Source organism: Ensifer sp. VA4 (assembly GCF_055710065.1).
Genome location: NZ_JBVQPO010000014.1, coordinates 153,085 through 168,811, shown reverse-complemented (window position 1 = coordinate 168,811; position 15,727 = coordinate 153,085). Strand labels below are relative to the sequence as shown.

At 63.0% G+C, this 15,727-nt stretch carries 16 protein-coding genes; 4 read left to right on the top strand and 12 right to left on the bottom strand.

Features of this window, described 5'->3' with window-relative positions:
* Nucleotides 1-4: 4 nt before the first annotated feature.
* The 8 genes from pta to tauA all read right to left on the bottom strand — a co-directional run bounded on the left by pta (nt 5) and on the right by tauA (nt 8,596).
* A complete protein-coding gene (pta, locus tag AC0C6X_RS24360) occupies nt 5-1,024 on the bottom strand; it encodes a phosphate acetyltransferase (RefSeq protein ID WP_472955645.1) in 1,020 nt (339 codons plus the stop codon).
* A complete protein-coding gene (locus tag AC0C6X_RS24355) occupies nt 1,024-2,061 on the bottom strand; it encodes a YeiH family protein (protein WP_472955643.1) in 1,038 nt (345 codons plus the stop codon). The genes pta and AC0C6X_RS24355 overlap by 1 nt, the downstream gene beginning before the upstream one ends.
* A 71-nt stretch (nt 2,062-2,132) precedes the next feature.
* Complete coding sequence (gene xsc, locus AC0C6X_RS24350) at nt 2,133-3,908, bottom strand: sulfoacetaldehyde acetyltransferase (protein ID WP_472955640.1); 1,776 nt, start codon at nt 3,906-3,908, stop codon at nt 2,133-2,135.
* A gap of 35 nt (nt 3,909-3,943) precedes the next feature.
* Entirely contained in the window at nt 3,944-5,344 is a 1,401-nt protein-coding gene (locus tag AC0C6X_RS24345) for an NAD(P)/FAD-dependent oxidoreductase (RefSeq protein ID WP_472955638.1), read from the bottom strand.
* Between the two features lie 18 nt (nt 5,345-5,362).
* Nucleotides 5,363-5,749, bottom strand: coding sequence for a nuclear transport factor 2 family protein (locus tag AC0C6X_RS24340; protein ID WP_247959955.1), 387 nt, complete (start codon nt 5,747-5,749; stop codon nt 5,363-5,365).
* A gap of 111 nt (nt 5,750-5,860) precedes the next feature.
* A complete protein-coding gene (locus AC0C6X_RS24335) occupies nt 5,861-6,688 on the bottom strand; it encodes an ABC transporter permease subunit (protein WP_472955635.1) in 828 nt (275 codons plus the stop codon).
* Nucleotides 6,681-7,493: a taurine ABC transporter ATP-binding protein gene (locus AC0C6X_RS24330; protein WP_247959953.1), complete on the bottom strand. Its 813-nt coding sequence runs from the start codon at nt 7,491-7,493 to the stop codon at nt 6,681-6,683. Before AC0C6X_RS24330 ends, AC0C6X_RS24335 begins: the two co-directional genes overlap by 8 nt.
* An 86-nt stretch (nt 7,494-7,579) precedes the next feature.
* Nucleotides 7,580-8,596, bottom strand: coding sequence for a taurine ABC transporter substrate-binding protein (gene tauA, locus AC0C6X_RS24325; protein ID WP_173520064.1), 1,017 nt, complete (start codon nt 8,594-8,596; stop codon nt 7,580-7,582).
* Nucleotides 8,597-8,739: 143 nt separating this feature from the next.
* Between tauA and pdxR the strand changes: the two genes are divergently transcribed.
* Nucleotides 8,740-10,221, top strand: coding sequence for a MocR-like pyridoxine biosynthesis transcription factor PdxR (gene pdxR, locus AC0C6X_RS24320; protein ID WP_472955632.1), 1,482 nt, complete (start codon nt 8,740-8,742; stop codon nt 10,219-10,221).
* A 146-nt stretch (nt 10,222-10,367) separates the two neighbouring features.
* On the top strand, nt 10,368-10,736 hold the full coding sequence (locus AC0C6X_RS24315) for a hypothetical protein (protein WP_472955630.1): 369 nt from the start codon (nt 10,368-10,370) through the stop codon (nt 10,734-10,736).
* Nucleotides 10,737-10,874: 138 nt separating this feature from the next.
* On the opposite strand, the gene AC0C6X_RS24310 is transcribed toward AC0C6X_RS24315, so the two are convergent.
* From AC0C6X_RS24310 to AC0C6X_RS24300, 3 genes are all read right to left on the bottom strand, one after another.
* Complete coding sequence (locus tag AC0C6X_RS24310; protein WP_247959949.1) at nt 10,875-11,135, bottom strand: hypothetical protein; 261 nt, start codon at nt 11,133-11,135, stop codon at nt 10,875-10,877.
* 285 nt (nt 11,136-11,420) lie between these two features.
* Nucleotides 11,421-12,020, bottom strand: a complete 600-nt coding sequence (locus tag AC0C6X_RS24305; protein ID WP_472955628.1) for a hypothetical protein — start codon at nt 12,018-12,020, stop codon at nt 11,421-11,423.
* A gap of 12 nt (nt 12,021-12,032) precedes the next feature.
* Complete coding sequence (locus AC0C6X_RS24300) at nt 12,033-12,356, bottom strand: PepSY domain-containing protein (RefSeq protein ID WP_472955626.1); 324 nt, start codon at nt 12,354-12,356, stop codon at nt 12,033-12,035.
* Between the two features lie 197 nt (nt 12,357-12,553).
* On the opposite strand from AC0C6X_RS24300, the gene AC0C6X_RS24295 reads away from it, so the two are divergent.
* Nucleotides 12,554-12,850, top strand: coding sequence for a PRC-barrel domain-containing protein (locus tag AC0C6X_RS24295; protein ID WP_247960085.1), 297 nt, complete (start codon nt 12,554-12,556; stop codon nt 12,848-12,850).
* A gap of 96 nt (nt 12,851-12,946) precedes the next feature.
* Here the strand turns inward: AC0C6X_RS24295 and AC0C6X_RS24290 are convergent, their stop codons facing one another.
* Nucleotides 12,947-13,444 carry a YciE/YciF ferroxidase family protein gene (locus tag AC0C6X_RS24290; RefSeq protein ID WP_247960084.1) on the bottom strand — a complete coding sequence of 166 codons (498 nt, stop codon included), beginning with the start codon at nt 13,442-13,444 and terminating at the stop codon, nt 12,947-12,949.
* Nucleotides 13,445-13,739: 295 nt separating this feature from the next.
* On the opposite strand from AC0C6X_RS24290, the gene AC0C6X_RS24285 reads away from it, so the two are divergent.
* Complete coding sequence (locus AC0C6X_RS24285) at nt 13,740-15,656, top strand: ABC transporter ATP-binding protein/permease (RefSeq protein WP_472955623.1); 1,917 nt, start codon at nt 13,740-13,742, stop codon at nt 15,654-15,656.
* Nucleotides 15,657-15,727: the final 71 nt, after the last annotated feature.

Genomic DNA, 15,727 nt, shown 5'->3' with positions numbered 1-15,727 from the left:
GTCATTAAAGGGGACGTGCAGTCGGCCGCCGGTTTGACGCCTGAACGACGGTCACGGCGATCATGTGAAAGACATCGTCGACAGTGCAGCCACGCGAAAGGTCGTTGGCGGGCTTGGCAAGCCCTTGCAGGATCGGGCCGATGGCGGTGGCGCCGCCGATGCGCTGGGCGATCTTGTAGCCGATATTCGCCGCATCGAGATTGGGGAAAACGAAGACATTGGCCTCGCCATGCAGCGCCGAGTTGGGTGCCTTAGCGGCGCTCACCGCCTCGACGAAGGCGCTGTCGAACTGCAGTTCTCCATCGATGACGAGACCGGGTGCGGCGGCATGGGCAAGCCTCGTCGCCTCCACCACCTTGGAAACGCGCTCGTGCGCAGCACTGCCCGCGGTCGAAAACGAGAGCATCGCCACCTTCGCAGGCTGGCCGGAGAGCGCCTCGAAGGACTGCGCCGAAGTCACGGCGATGTCGGCGAGGCCCGCAGCATCCGGATCCACCACCAAACCGCAATCGGCAAAGACGAAAGCGCCCTTCTTCGCGTGATGCGGTGCACAGAGCATCATCAGGAAGAAGCTCGAAACGAGACTGACGTCCGGCGCGGGGCCGATGGTCTGGAGCGCGGCGCGCACCGTGTCGGCGGTGGTCGCAACCGCGCCCCCCACCGTACCATCGGCCGCATCTTCCCGCACCATCATGGCGGCAAAGACGAGCGGCGAACGCACCGCTTCGCCCGCTGCTGCCGCATCCACACCCTTGTTCCGACGCAGTTCATGGTAAGCCGCAGCAAGGCGCCGGGTAAGCGTTGACGAGGCCGGATCCTCGATGCGGATTTCGCCCGGCCCAGCACCAGCGGCCTCCAGCCGCTCTTCGACAATCTTCCGACTACCGACGAGCGTGATCTCGGCGAGACCGGCACGAACGGCCCTGAGGCCCCCCTCGACGATGCGCGGGTCTTCCCCTTCGGCAAGCACGATATGGCGCGGCGCGGCCTTCGCGGCTTCGAGAATGCGATCGAGCGGTTTCATCAGGCGTGCCCCAGATAGTGAATGCCGACGAGGATGAAGAGAGCGATGAAGATGGTTTCGGCAACGATCAGCGCGACCGCATCGCCGCCGACGTCGAGCACGCGGCGAAGCGAAGTGCGCATGCCGACGGCGACGATGCCGGCGAGCAGCGCCCAGCGCGAGGTCTCCATCCCGGCCTTTGCGACCATTTCCGGCACGAAGCCGAAGGAGTTCAGCGCCGCAAAGATCAGGAAGGCGACGACGAAGCCGGGCAACAGCGGCGGGCGCTTGCCGGTCTCACCCTCGGGCTGCGGCACCTTGCGCAGTGCCAGCGAGAAGGTCAGCACGACCGGCGCCAGCATGGTGACGCGGATCAGCTTGACGAGGGTCGCCGTCTCGCCCGCCTCCGGCGAGACCGAAAAGCCGGCGCCGACGACCTGGGCGACATCATGGATCGTGCCACCGAAGAAGATCCCGGTCGCCCGCGCATCGAGCCCCATGGTCTGGGCGATGATCGGATAGGCAATCATCGCAAGGGTCGAGAGTACCGTGACCGAGAGCACGGTGAAGATCAGGTTGCGCTCGGAAAACTCGTTCTTCGGCAGCACCGCGGCGATCGCCATTGCCGCCGAGGCGCCGCAGATGGCGACGGAACCGCTGGTGATGAGCGCCAACCGCCAGCCGCGGCCGAGCAGTTTGGCTGCGAGCAACCCGAAACCGATCGTCGCGGCAATGGCAGAAACGAGCAGCAGGATCGTACCGGCGCCAAGCCCGATCAGGAGGTCGACGCTGATGCGCATGCCGAGCAGCGCCACGCCGATGCGCAGCACCTTCTTGGCGCAGAAATCGATGCCGGCGACGCAACGCCCCTCCTCCGAGAGAAAATGAAAGGCAATGCCGAGCAGCAGCGCCATCAGCATGGCCGGCGCACCATAGTGGTCGGAGAGGAACTGCGCAGCAACGGCGACCGCCGCGGTAACGGCGAAGCCTGGCCAATAGGTCGAAAACCCTGAGGGCATGCTGCGGAAACGTTCGTGGACGGAGGCGGTGAAGGTCATGTTTGCGTTCCGGTCGCTTGCGGGAAGCTTCGCCTGCCCGGGCCGACCGGGCAGGCATGGTCTGTGAGCGGTCAGGCCCGCTTCTGCGGACGCATGTCGGCGCGGTCGATGCCGGCAACCGGCACCGGCTTCTTCATCGCGTCGCGGCGGAAGGGTTCGCCAAGCTCCTGGTTGAGGATGACTTCGATGAAAGTCGTCACGCCGTTCTTCTGGTCGGTGATCGCATTGGAGAGCGCCTCGGTGAGTGCTGCCGTGGTATTGACGGCAACGCCCTTCAGGCCGCAGCCCTCGGCGACTTTCGCGTAGGAGAGATTGGGATTGAGCTCGGTGCCGACGAAATTGTTGGCGTACCAAAGCGTCGTGTTGCGCTTTTCCGCACCCCATTGGTAGTTGCGGAAGATCACCATGGTGATGGCCGGCCAGCCCTCGCGGCCGATCGAACCCATCTCGTTCATCGAGATGCCGAAGGCCCCGTCGCCGGCAAAGCCGACCACCGGCACATCCGGGCAACCGATCTTGGCGCCGACGATCGACGGGAAACCGTAACCGCAGGGCCCGAACATGCCGGGTGCAAGATATTTCCGGCCGGCCTCGAAGGTCGGATAGGCGTTACCGATCGCACAATTGTTGCCGATGTCGGTGGAGATGATCGCCTCCTTCGGCAGGGCCGCCTGGATCGCCCGCCAGGCCTGGCGCGGCGACATGCGGTTCGGCTCGCGCGAACGTGCGGTCTCGTTCCACTCCGTGCCCGGATCGTCGTCCTCGTGGTCCATGGAGGAGAGCTGCTGCTGCCAGGCCGAACGGGTCTGGTGGATCGCAGCCTTGCGCTCCTCGCGACCGGCATCACCGGCCGACGGCGAGAGCTGCTCGAGGATCTGGCGGGCGACCTGCTTGGCGTCGCCGCAGATGCCGACCGTCACCTTCTTGGTGAGGCCGATCCGGTCGGCATTGATGTCGACCTGGATGATCGCGGCGTTCTTCGGCCAATAGTCGATGCCGTAGCCCGGCAGGGTCGAGAAGGGATTGAGCCGGGTGCCGAGCGCCAGTACGACGTCGGCCTTGGAGATCAGCTCCATCGCCGCCTTCGAGCCGTTGTAGCCGAGCGGACCGACCGACAGGCGATGGCTGCCGGGGAAGGCGTCATTGTGCTGATAGCCACAGCAAACCGGTGCATCGAGCCGCTCGGCAAGCTTCATGGAATCGCCAATGGCATTGCCGATGACGACGCCGGCGCCATTGAGGATGACCGGGAATTTCGCCTCTGAAAGCAACTTGGCCGCTTCTGCGATCGCCTGCGGCCCGCCGGCCGGACGCTCGAAACGGACGATTGCCGGCAGGTCGACGTCGATGACCTGGGTCCAGTAGTCGCGCGGGATGTTGATCTGCGCCGGGGCGCAGCCGCGCCAGGCTTTTTCGATGACCCGGTTCAGCACCTCGGGAATGCGGGAGGGATCGCGCACTTCCTCCTGATAGCAGACCATCTCCTCAAACATCGCCATCTGGTCGACTTCCTGGAAACCGCCCTGGCCGATCGTCTTGTTGGCCGCCTGCGGCGTGACCATCAAAAGCGGCGTGTGGTTCCAGTAGGCGGTCTTGATCGCCGTGATGAAACCGGTGACGCCGGGGCCGTTCTGGCCGATCGCGATCGACATCGTGCCGGTGGCGCGGCTGAAGCCGTCGGCCATCATGCCGGCATTGGTCTCGTGGGCGCAGTCCCAGAACTTGATGCCGGCCTTGGGGAACAGATCCGACACCGGCATCATGGCCGAGCCGATGATGCCGAAGGCATGTTCGAGGCCATGCATCTGCAAGACTTTGACGAAGGCTTCCTCGGTGGTCATTTTCATGGGGCAGTTCCTTTCCTGGGAATTATTTCAAAGAGTTAGAGGATCTCGTCGCGGAGGTAGTACCAGCGGTACATTCCCCATTGGCCAAGCCGGCGGAACGGCGTCAAAAGCCCGTGGCTCGGCAAGGGCGAGGTGAAGATGGGAAGGTCGAGGGCGCCGCCCTTGCCGGCGACCATCTGGGCCATGCGGCGGCCGGCCTGGGCGGAATACATGACGCCGTTGCCGCCATAACCCATGGCGTAGAACAGCCTTTGGCCCGGATCCGGCTGGAAGATGCGCGGCATCATGTCGTGGCTGACATCCACCCAGCCCCACCAGGAGTAGTCGATGTCGATGCCCTTCAGCGCCGGGAACTTGCGGTAGAGACCTCCGAGCAGCAGCTCGAGATGCTTCGGGTTGCCGGCATCGCGCCCGGTTATGGCGCTGCGGCTGCCGATCTGCACGCGGCCATCGGGCAGCATGCGGTAGTAGTGGCGGAGTGTGCGCGTGTCGGTAAGCGGTATGCGCGCCTTGAAGTTCAGCGCCTGCTGCTCGCCTTCAGTCAGCGGCCGGGTGACGATCGAGTTCGACAGGATCGGCATCAACCGGTGGCGCGTGAGCGCATTCATGCCGGGTGACGTGTAGCCGGCGGTTGCAATGCAGACGGCGCGGGCACGAACCGTGCCGCCCGGCGTCGTCAGGTAGTGCAAGCCACCCTTCGTCGTGCAGGAGAGCACGGGACTGGAGGTATGCACCTTTGCGCCAAGCCGGCGGGCGAGCTTCAGGTAGCCGAAGGCGAGCTTTGCCGCATGAATGCCCATGCCGTCGGGCTCGTGCATCGCCCCGCGCGCTTCCTCATCGCGGACGAAATCGCGGTGGATCTCCTCGCGCGAGACCATGCGGGCTCGGTAGCCAAACGTGTCGTTGAGGACGCGAACCTCGCTCTCGAGCGCCGGCAGCATCTTGTCGCGGTGGGCGATATAGAGATGGCCGCCGTCCTGCGGATCGCAGTCGATCTCCGGTTCCCGGACCAGCGCCCGGAAAAGGTCGAAGCCTTCGGCGATCTCGGCATGCATCTTTCTGGCGACATCCACACCCCAACGGGCAATCCATTGCGAGCGCTTCAGCCGGCCGGCGGAAATCTGCGCCTGCCCGCCATTGCGGGTGCTGCAGCCCCAGGCAACGCCATTGGCCTCCAGCACCATCGCCTTGATGCCGTGGTCGCGCGCCAGATGGATGGCACAGGAGAGGCCGGTATAGCCCGAACCGATGATGGCGACGTCGACATCGATGTCCCGGGTGACGGGACCGTCATCCTCGGGTTCGGGCCCGGCGGTACCAATCCAGTAGGTCGGCGCATAGTCCTTGCCCGTGCCGGGGCTGCGGGCATGGTTGGGATCGTAGGCCGGATCAAACGGCTGCCTTGCGGGCTTGAGGGGTGTGGCGCGCAGTTGCATGGCTCTTGCTCCAGGCCATCAGTAGCGGGGTTGCAGGACCGGGCGGTTCTTGCGGAACGCCTGCTTGCGCACGATCTTGCCGTTGCGGAATGTGAAGAGGTCGCAGCCTTCCGCCTCGATGCGGCTGCCATCGGCCGCCGTGCCCGAGAAGGTCCATTCGGACACGCCGCGATCGCCCTCCACGAAATGGCTGTGGTTGCCCCACTCGGCATCCGGCATCGATTTCCAGACGCTGCTGAAAGCATCTGCGATCGCTCCGGTGCCGACGAAGCGGGTGCCGTGAACCTCCGGGCCGCCGACCGCATTGAATACGCAGTCCTCGGCGAAGAAGCGCATGACCCCGTCGATGTCGTGCCGGTTGAAGGCATCGAACAAGGTTTTGAGATCGGTTGCAGAGAGTGTCATGGTCCTGTCCTTTGGCTTGGTCCGCAAGGCATGGCTTCGCCGGAGACGGGAAATGCCGTCTTCAAAAGGCCGCCAGGCCGAATTCAGATGAAGTGTCGAAGTTGCCGCCGGTTACAGGCGGCCCTTCCAGGGGATCAGCGCCTTTTCGAGGTAGCGGATCAAAAGATCGAAGGCGAAAGCGAAGATGCCGATGATGAAGATGCCCATGATCACGGTATCGCTTTCGAGGTTTTCGGCGGCGTTGAGGACCATGAAGCCCAGGCCTCGGTTTGCAGCAACCATTTCCGCGGCCACCAGAGTGGTCCAGCCGACGCCGATGCCGATGCGCATGCCGGTGAAGATCTCGGGCAAGGCGGCCTTCATGATCACCTGGCTGATCACCTGTCCGCGCGTGGCTCCCATCGCATAGGCCGCGTGGATCTGTTCGGTCGAGACCGAACGTACCCCTGCCCTTGCGGCAATCGCCATCGGCGCGAAGATCGCCAGATAGATCAGGAACACCTTCGGGAACTCGCCGATGCCAAGCCAGATGATCACCAGCGGCAGGTAGGCAAGCGGCGGCAGCGGCCGGTAAAATTCGATGATCGGATCGAAGAGGCCGCGCACGACGCGATTGACCCCCATCAGGATGCCGATCGGCACCGCCGTCACCAACGCCAGCAGGAAGGCACCGAAGACGCGGCCGATACTGGCGAGCGTATGCTCCATCAGCGTCGAGTTCGAAACGCCGTCGGTCAGCGCCAGTATGAATTTGTCCCAGACCGCCAGCGGCGACGGCAGGAAGAGCGGCTTGACCCAGCCGGATTCGGTGACGGTGAACCAGAGGGCGACGAGAACGACCGTCGTTGCGAAACTGATCAGGCCGCTGCTTCCGTCACCTGGCGCACCGAAGATCTTTCCGGCCTTGGCGGGCTTGGCTCGTGTCACTCTATCAAGCATGGGCCACCTCCGGGTTGCCGGACGCACGTTCGTCGCCATAGATGATGCCGAGCACTTCCTCGCGCATGCGGATGAATTCCGGGCTGGACTTGATCGCACGCGCATTGCCCTCGGCGAGGAAACGTTTGTTGAAGTCGAGTTCGTAGGTGTGGGTGATGCGGCCCGGCCGCGGCGACATGACGATCAGCCGCGAGCCGAGGAACAGCGCCTCTTCGACGCTGTGGGTGATGAAGAAGAACATCTTGTTGGTGAGCTGCCAGACCTTGAGCAGCAGTTCCTGAATGGTCTCTCGCGTCAGCGCGTCGAGCGCTGCCATCGGCTCGTCCATCAAGAGCATGGCGGGATCGCAGGTCAGTGCCCGCGCAATGCCGACGCGTTGCTGCATGCCGCCCGACAGGTGATAGATCATGTGGCGGTGGAAGTCCTGCAGCCCGACCAAGGCGAGGTTCCTGGTGGCGAGTTCCCGCCTAGTCGCCTTGTCGACACCACGCAGCTTGAGACCGAATTCGGTGTTCTCGATTACGTTGAGCCACGGCAGAAGCGCGTGTTTCTGGAAGACCACGCCGCGTTCGGCGCCCGGCCCGTTGACCTGATGGCTGCCAAGCGTGATATCGCCCTCCGAGGGGGCCATGAAGCCCGCCATCAGATTGAGCAAGGTGGTTTTTCCGCAGCCGGAAGCACCCAATGCAACGACGAAATCGCCGCTGTTGATGGTAAGGTTTACACCTTTCAAGGCGATGATCGCCTGGTCCGAGTACAGGCCCGGATAGGTCAGACTGATGTTCCTGACGCTCAGTGTTTCCATGAGAAATGCCTCCCTGCACCTCGGTCACGGTCTCGATGATGGACGCACCGGCCGCTCCCCACGGCCGGCGCAACAGGCAGAATACGCTATTGCGCGGCAGCCTTCGCGAAGTTCGCGTTGACGTAGGGCGCATAGTCGTCAAGCGAATTGCCGATCTGCTTCTGTTCGACCAGGAATTTTGCGCTCTCGCCGAGCGCGCGCGTCGCACCGCCGCCGAGCCAGACGTCGGAGGCCTGCTCATCCGCATTCGGGAAAGAGAGCAGGCGCAGGGCTTCCACCGTGCTCGGGCCGTCGCCGCCGATCAGCTTGACGATACCCTGAACCTCGGCCGACTCTTCCGTCCAGGCGGCCTTGTTGGAATTGTAGTCGGCATAGGCTTTCGCCAGGACCTTGGTGAAGGCCTCCATCAGCTTCGGGTTTTCTTCCGCCCAGGCCTTGTCGACCACCAGGCCGTCGAAGGTCGGTACGCTCGCCGCACCGATCACCTCGGAATCGGAGATTGTCTTGCCGGTCTTCTGGATTTCGGAAAGCGCCGGTGGCCAGACATAGGCGGCATCGATATCGCCGCGCTGCCAGGCGGCGACGATCTGCGGCGGCTTCAGGTTGAGGATTTCCACCTCGCGGGGATCGACGTTCCAGACCTTGTTCATGCCGACAAGCAGATGAAAGTGCGAGGTCGAGACGAAGGGGACGGCGACTTTCTTGCCCTTGAGGTCGGCCGGCGTTTCGATGCCCGAACCATCGCGCGCGACGAGCGCTTCCGACTGGCCGATATTGTCGAGGATCCAGAAGAGCTGCAGGTCGACGCCGCGTGTGGCGGCCGCCGCCGTGCCGGTCGACCCGAGAACGCCGATCGGCACGTCGCCGGAAGCGAGCGCCGTCGTGATGTCGCCGGCCGAGCTGAACTGGCGCCAGTCGATCGAATAGCCGGCCTCCTTGGCCGCCGCGTCGAAACGGCCATCGGCGATTGCGGCGACGAAGGGACCAACGATCTGCTGATAGCCGACGACAAGCTTCGTCTCCGCATAAGCTGCGCTCGATGCGGCAAGGCTCGCCACGATGCTGGCCGCTGCTGCTAACCGCTTGAAATGTCCATGTAGCATTGTTCGTTCTCCTCTTTGATTATTGATTGACCGGTTCTTCCGGCCTTGCTGACGACGATAAGGTCGAGGCTTGGCTTGCGTTATATCCAGTTTGGAAGTTGAGTAGATCCAGATTGACCTCGCTGAGGGCTGCCTCTGTGCGCATGAGCGTTTCCGAAACGATTTTCTTCATCGAGCGCGAAAGCGGAATCGGCTTGCAGGCGCAATTACGCGAGACGGTAGTTTCGGCGGTGCTCGCCGGGCGGGTACAGCCCGGCGCGCACCTGCCCTCGACGCGCAAGCTCGCTGATTATCTGCGCATCTCACGCATCACGGTCACCCTCGCCTACCAGGAATTGGTCTCTCAGGGTTACGTCGAGGCCGCCAGCCGCAGTTCCTATCGCATCACCGACAATCCGCCAGGCAGGGACGTGGACGACAACCTGCCGTCCGGCGGTTCCGCCGCGGTGGACTGGAGCAGCAAGATCAAGATGAGCTTCGGCGTCGTGCGCCAGATCCCGAAGCCGCTGGATTGGCGCCGTTATCCCTTCCCCTTCCTCTATGGCCAGATGGACCCGACGCTCTTCGACCTCAACGCCTGGCGTGATTGCGCCCGCCGGGCGCTCGCCCGTGAGGACTTCGTGTTGATGGCGAGCGACTTTGCCGCGGCCGATGACGTGCGGCTCGTCAATTACATCTGCTCGCGCACGTTGCCCAGACGCGGCATCCATGCCACTCCGGACGAAATTCTCGTCACCGTCGGCGCCCAGAATGCGCTCTGGATCGTGACCCGACTGATCTTGGACAAGGCCTCGGCCGCGGTCTGCGAAAACCCATGCCACCCCGACATCAGCGCCTCGCTGCTGCTGAGCGGTGCCGATGTCACCACAGTCGACGTCGATGGCGAGGGCCTTTCGCCGGATGCCCTGCCGGAGAACGTCGACGCCGTGTTCGTGACGCCGAGCCACCATTCACCGACGGGCGCGACTATGCCGGTCGACCGGCGCGCGCGGCTGCTTGAGGCCGCCGAGGAGAAGGACTTCGTGATCGTCGAGGACGACTACGAGTTCGAGATCAGCTATCTGGCACCGCCCTCGCCGGCACTGAAGGCCCTCGATCCGACCGGGCGTGTGCTCTACATCGGCAGCTTCTCGAAATCGCTGTTTCCAGGACTTCGGCTCGGCTACCTCGTCGCGCCGGCCCCCTTCATTCGCGAGGCCCGCGCGCTCCGCTCGCTGATGCTGCGCCATCCGCCCGGTCACCTGCAGCGCACCGCAGCCTATTTCCTGGCGCTCGGCCACTATGACGCCGTGCTGCATCGCATGCGCACGGAGTATCACAAGCGCCACGTGCTCATGGCGGAGGCACTCCGCCGCGAGGGATTGACGATCGCGGGCTCGTCGGCCTTCGGCGGCACGTCTTTCTGGATCAAGGGACCGGAAGGGCTCGACGCCGATCGACTTGTGAGCGAACTGCGCCAGCATGGCGTGCTCGTCGAATCCGGCTCCCCCTTCTTCCCCAGAAGTGACGAGCCCTGTCGCTACTTCCGCATGGGCTATTCGTCGATTCCGAGCGCGAGTATCCCGGAAGGTGTTGCCCGTGTTCGCGCCCGCATCGATCTCCTTTCAGGCCAGCGACGTTCTTAGCAATCGGATCGGCGGCCAGGAACGGAGTATCACCGCGCTTGCCGATGCGGATGCCCAGTTGGAACCATTGAAGATGAGATCGGTTGTATCCTTGGCCCCTCTCCTCATCGGGTAGCGGGCGCAGAGGATACATATGAGGCAGACAAATGGTTGAGCATTTGGACGAGCGCGGCGAACCGAAATCTGCAACGCATGGTGCAAAGCGAACCCAGTTTTCACCACGCGAAGTCAGGCAGGCAGGATTGGGCAGGCGCGTCTTTCTGGTGCTCGTCGCCAGCCTGGCTTTGGCGCTGGCCGCATGGGGCCTCGTGGAATGGGGGCAAGGCGGTGGCTCTGATCAAACCGGTTCGGTTGAACGCACTGGGCCCGCCGCTTCGGGTCAACGGCCGGAAGCCGAACAGCGCCTGAGCACCGAGAGCCCGCAAGGCCTGGCACCCACGGATCGCAACCCAACCCCACAATCCGGAACGGGCGCACCAAGCAACAACAGCGCGCCCGATGATACCAACAGGTGACGGGTGGCCCTCGATGTTGGGGGGAGACACCGACGGTGAATAATGCGCCGGGCATCGGCGAGTTAGGCAGATCCCTGCAGGCGCGTTTGGCCCGGTCGCAGTCGGAAGGGCAGTCCTAGCTCGTGCCCACTGGTGAGATCAGGGCCGGTCCACGAATTTGTTGAACCGGCTCAGTCGGCCATCCGCCGTTTTGTCCTGGCGAAGAAACAGCAGCTTGTTGTGATCGAAAATGCGGAAAAACTCATCCCAGGAGATCGGCTCCAGGTCCACCTCTGCTTCCCCGAAATCGATCCGCAATATTCCATCGAGGGCACCTTTTACCCGGGCGGGTCTTCCCTTGCGCGCTTCGGCCCAATGGCGAATTTCGTCGTGGTTGTCGGTGATTTGCGCCTCGCTCATGCATTCGCTCCTTGCACTCAGTCGCTCTGGACATCGTATCGAACCGCTTCCATGCATGTTTGTTCCTCGCGTGCGCGCTGCCGCCACGGACGGCAGCGAAGGCACGGGGATCGGATGCGAACGCCTATGGTCGCGCGCAAACGCCCTGGCCCTCGAAATGATGGGTGTCCTATGGTCGGCCCAATTGCAGGCCACATTCCAGCTCCGCTGCCCGCAGCGGAGCACTTTGGCACCACAAATTGCGGCGCACTTTTGCGCGACATCCTTTAACGGCAGCCGCTGGATCTAAAGCCCCGAACGCAACCGATCGCGATGCATTCCGATTTCGGTCTCTGTCAGCGGCTCCCCTCGTTCATCGAAGCGGCGCCAACCGGTCGCTTCGTAGGCGGCGCGACGTTCGGCCAAATCGACACCTCTGTTGCGAAAGATCGTCCGCGCATGCTCGGCCAGAGGTTCGCTCAGCGACCGCGCCGTCACGAGTGCGCCGCCACGGCGGATGCCCTCGGCATACACGTTCGCGTCCGCTTCATCGATACCCGATTCCGAAAGAGCGCCGATCACGCCGCCCACGGCACCGCCGGCAATGGCGCCGGTTGCGGCGCCCGCAGCCGTCGCAGCAAGCCACCCCGCCGCCACGATCGGACCAATACCGGGAACCGCCATAAGGCCGAGGCCCGTCAACAGGCCGACCCCGCCTCCACTGGTGGCGCCGATGGCCGCGCCGGCTCCGGCGCCCTCGGCAGCGCCGCTCTCAGGAGAATATCGGCCGCCCGCGTTGTTGGCGATAATGCCGATGTTTTCCGGAGGAATTCCCGCTTGCTCCAGTTCACGGGCCGCCGACTGCGCATCCGCATAGTCGTCGAACAAACCACTTACGGTTTTCATGTCGCGATCTCCTCACTTCTTCGATTGAGACGTCACGTTGCCCTGATAGTCGAGGGCGACCTCAACGGACTTTCCGCCCCTTGTCGCTGCAGCCCGCCAGACGCCCTGGCTGTCCAGTTTCAAGCCCTGCACGGAAGCGTAGCCGGCCTTTTCGATGCGATCCTTGGCCTGAGCTTCGGTGAAGCTGCTGGCGCCGGCCACCGGTGCGGTCGGATTGATCGAGTCCGGGGTCGCAATGGCGGGCGTCTCCCCGTCAAAATTGGGCGTCGTCTGCGCGAAGGCCGGCGTTGCGAGGACACCGAAGAGCGCTGCCATTGCGAGAGTGGTGCGTTTCATGGAGTTCCTCTTACCGGGTCCCAATCGGCCCGTGGCGGTCTAACCGGGGGGATACGCTGCAAGTTCCGAGAAACATCCGAATTTTGACGGCCATCGACCTGGTTCTCGATGCCCACGACGGCTGCCAGCCGTGGTTCGCGTGGAACAGTTTCGTCCAGTGCCGGTTCTTTTCGGTTCATTTCAAAGGAGCAACGAAAATGGATCATGCCAATCACGTACGCCTCGACCCGACGGAACTCACGCCTGCCGTCCTAGAGGGCGCGACAGTATATGGGGTGGATGACGACAAGGTCGGCACGGTTGACCACGTCCACGGCGCCGGCGCCGCAAGCACCGTTATCATCGACGTCGGCGGCTTTCTCGGCATCGGCGCAAAGCCGGTTGCAGTACCTACTGCCGACCTCGATTTCATGCGGGATGAAAACGGTGAGGTTCATGCGGTGACGGCCTGGACCAAGGATCAACTCAAGGCGATGCCCGAGCATCGTGAGTGAGTGAACAATGGCGGCCCGGCCCCGTGCCGGGCCGCTTCTCGCCCAACCGCCCGCCTTGACGCGAAGGGCGAACCTACGCCCCGCCCCTTGCTCCGATCAAGCTGCAACCTTTGCCTTGTTGTTGGCGGCGGACAGAGCGATCTTGGTGAGTGCCTTGTCGGTCGCCCCTTCTTCCTGAAGAGTCTGGTCGAGCAGCAGCGCCGCCTTCTCCAACCCAAGTTGCTTGGCCCAAGTTTTCAGGGTGCCATAGCGCGCGATCTCGTAGTGTTCGACCGCCTGAGCCGTGGAGATGAGGCCCGCGTCGAGGGCCGGGCTCCCTTTGAATTCTTCGATAATCTCCTCACCTTCGGCAATGAGGCCCTGAATAGCCTCGCAGGTCTTCCCCTGCGCACGTTTCTCGATGATCTCAAAGACCTGTTGCAGGCGCTCGACATGGTGCTCCGTTTCGTCCCGATGCTTCTGGAATGCCGCTTTGCTATCGGGCAACTGCGCCGCGCGCGCCATCTTCGGCAGCGCTTTCAGTATCTGCTTCTCCGCATAGTAGATGTCCTTAAGGCCGTCATAAAACAGCGCCTCGAGTGTCTTCTCCGGCATAACAAGCTCCTGTGCCATCTGGTTGGAACGCCTCCAACATCTGCGGCGATAAAAGGTTCCGGACGGCGCCGAAGCAGGTACCCGGAGTGCGAAGCGTGCCCGGGCACGGCCTTCGACAGGCTGGGCGTGAACGGGCGGAATTGATCCGTAACGACATTTCGATCACCGACACTTACGCCTCGGAGATGAAAGGATCTCGGCAATTGGCAGGGGTTCTGGCCCCTCTTGCAATATTCCTCGGATTTGACAAGCCCGATCCTCGCCCCAGTTCATGGGGATGGCTTTAAGTGAGGTCGTGCGCAGTAACGCACAGCGAACAGCAGCACTGGTCAGATGGACCTTCGGCCGGGAGCGACTGCGCCGGACCAGTCCTGTTGCTTCAATGCGCAGCTTTTGGGGTCTGTTGCTGGCCTACTGGCTCTCCGAGCGTTGGCGCGAGGCCTGGGGCTTGACGTTTCTTATCCTGCTGCTCACCGGCTTGTCGGCTCAGGCAAGCGTATGGTTCGCCTTGACCTCCGGCGAACTCGTCAATCGGATCGCGAATTTTCACCATCCTACCGTGCCGACGACGCCCTGGTCGCTCCTGACCACCGCAGCCACGCTTGCCGCGATCGCCATCACCAGGGACGCAGGTTTCACAGCGGTCCGTCATTTCTTTTCGACCACGCTCCACCGGAAATGGCGCCAATGGCTGGACGATCGCTTCAACCAGGCGCTGCTCGATTCCAACCACACCCATTTCCACCTCCTGCAAAACGGGTTTGGCGCCGCAAGCGAGGCGGAGGCTTCATCGCCCGACAACATCGATCAGAGGATGCAGGAAGCCATAAAGGGCATGACGGGCGGTGCAATCGGCCTGGGCGTGGGCATAGCCGGCGTCGTGCTATCGCTTGGATTCGTCGGGCTAAAACTGATCGAGACGTCGAGCACCGTCAGAGGACTCGATCTCCTGGGCAGCTACGGCAGCGCCTGTTTGACATTCCTCGCAATCGCGATCTACGTCCCGCTGAATACGTTCCTCGCAGCCAAGCTCGGTCGTGTCCTGCAGGGTCTCTCGATACGCATCCAATCGGCGGAAGGCAGTTATCGCAGCGAATTGAACCAATTGTTGCACCGCAGTTTTCATGTTGCGGTTATTAATGGCGAACCGGCCCAGAAGGTAGTCAACCGGAGCCGATATCGCGAGATCGATCGCACCTGGGCAAGCCTCAATCGCGTGACCGCCGGCTTCATGGGGTTCGAGCTGGTGCACAATTTCATCGGCTCACGCATTGTCGCCTACGCACCAGGGCTGCTCCCCTACGTCGACAAGACGATCAGCCTGCAGGACTATGTCACCGGCGCCGAGCTGGCGACGGCGCTCATCAACGAATGCTCGTGGTTCATCCACGCGATGCCCGACATTGCGACGCTAAGGGCCGATGCACGCCGGATCACCGAACTTGCGCAAGCGATAGAAAGCGTGCAGCAGCCACAGGACTACTATGCCCGAAGCGGCCCCTCGGCGTTCGAATACAAGACCCAGGATGCCGCGCGAGGCCTGACCATTCACTCGCTCGAACTCCTGCATGCTGGCGACGCCAACCCCTTTCTAACCGCCGACAAGCTGCATTTCCGCCCTGGAGAGTGGACGTTGGTGGTCGGTGATTCCGGTAGCGGCAAGACCTCGCTGCTCAAAGCGATAAACGCTCTTTGGGCACATGGCCGCGGCACGATCATTACGCCCGGAAAAGTTCGAAGCCTCTACGCCGCCCAGGACGTCAAGCTCCAGGGCGTTTGCCTGAAGGAGCTCGTCTGTTTGCCGGATGAGGCTGAGACCCATACCGACGCCGCTGCCGTGGCGGCGCTGGAGGAGGCCGGGCTCGAAGAATTTGCGGGCGAGCTTTCAAAGGATGGTCGCGATGGCCAGACCTGGGACAAGCTTCTCTCCGGAGGCGAGAAACAGAAGCTCGTCCTGGCCAAGATCATTTTGTTAAAGCCGGGCCTGCTCTTCCTCGACGAGGCGACGAGCGCCCTGGACAGCCAGGCGGTTCAGGCATTTCATCGATCGATAAAGGATCATTGTCCAGAGGCGACTGCAATCGCCATCACGCATGATACCTCGTCGATCCAATCAGGGAGTGACGCCGATCTCTTCGACAGCGTGCTGACCATCGACAATGGCATCGCGAACAAAGCGCCGATGGCAGCCTGGCGCGACGCGCAGGAGTAGGCCGTCTTGGTGCAGTGTCGTCCCGCCCTATTTCTTAGGTCGTGCGCGGTGCATCAGGCGCTGGCGCGAAC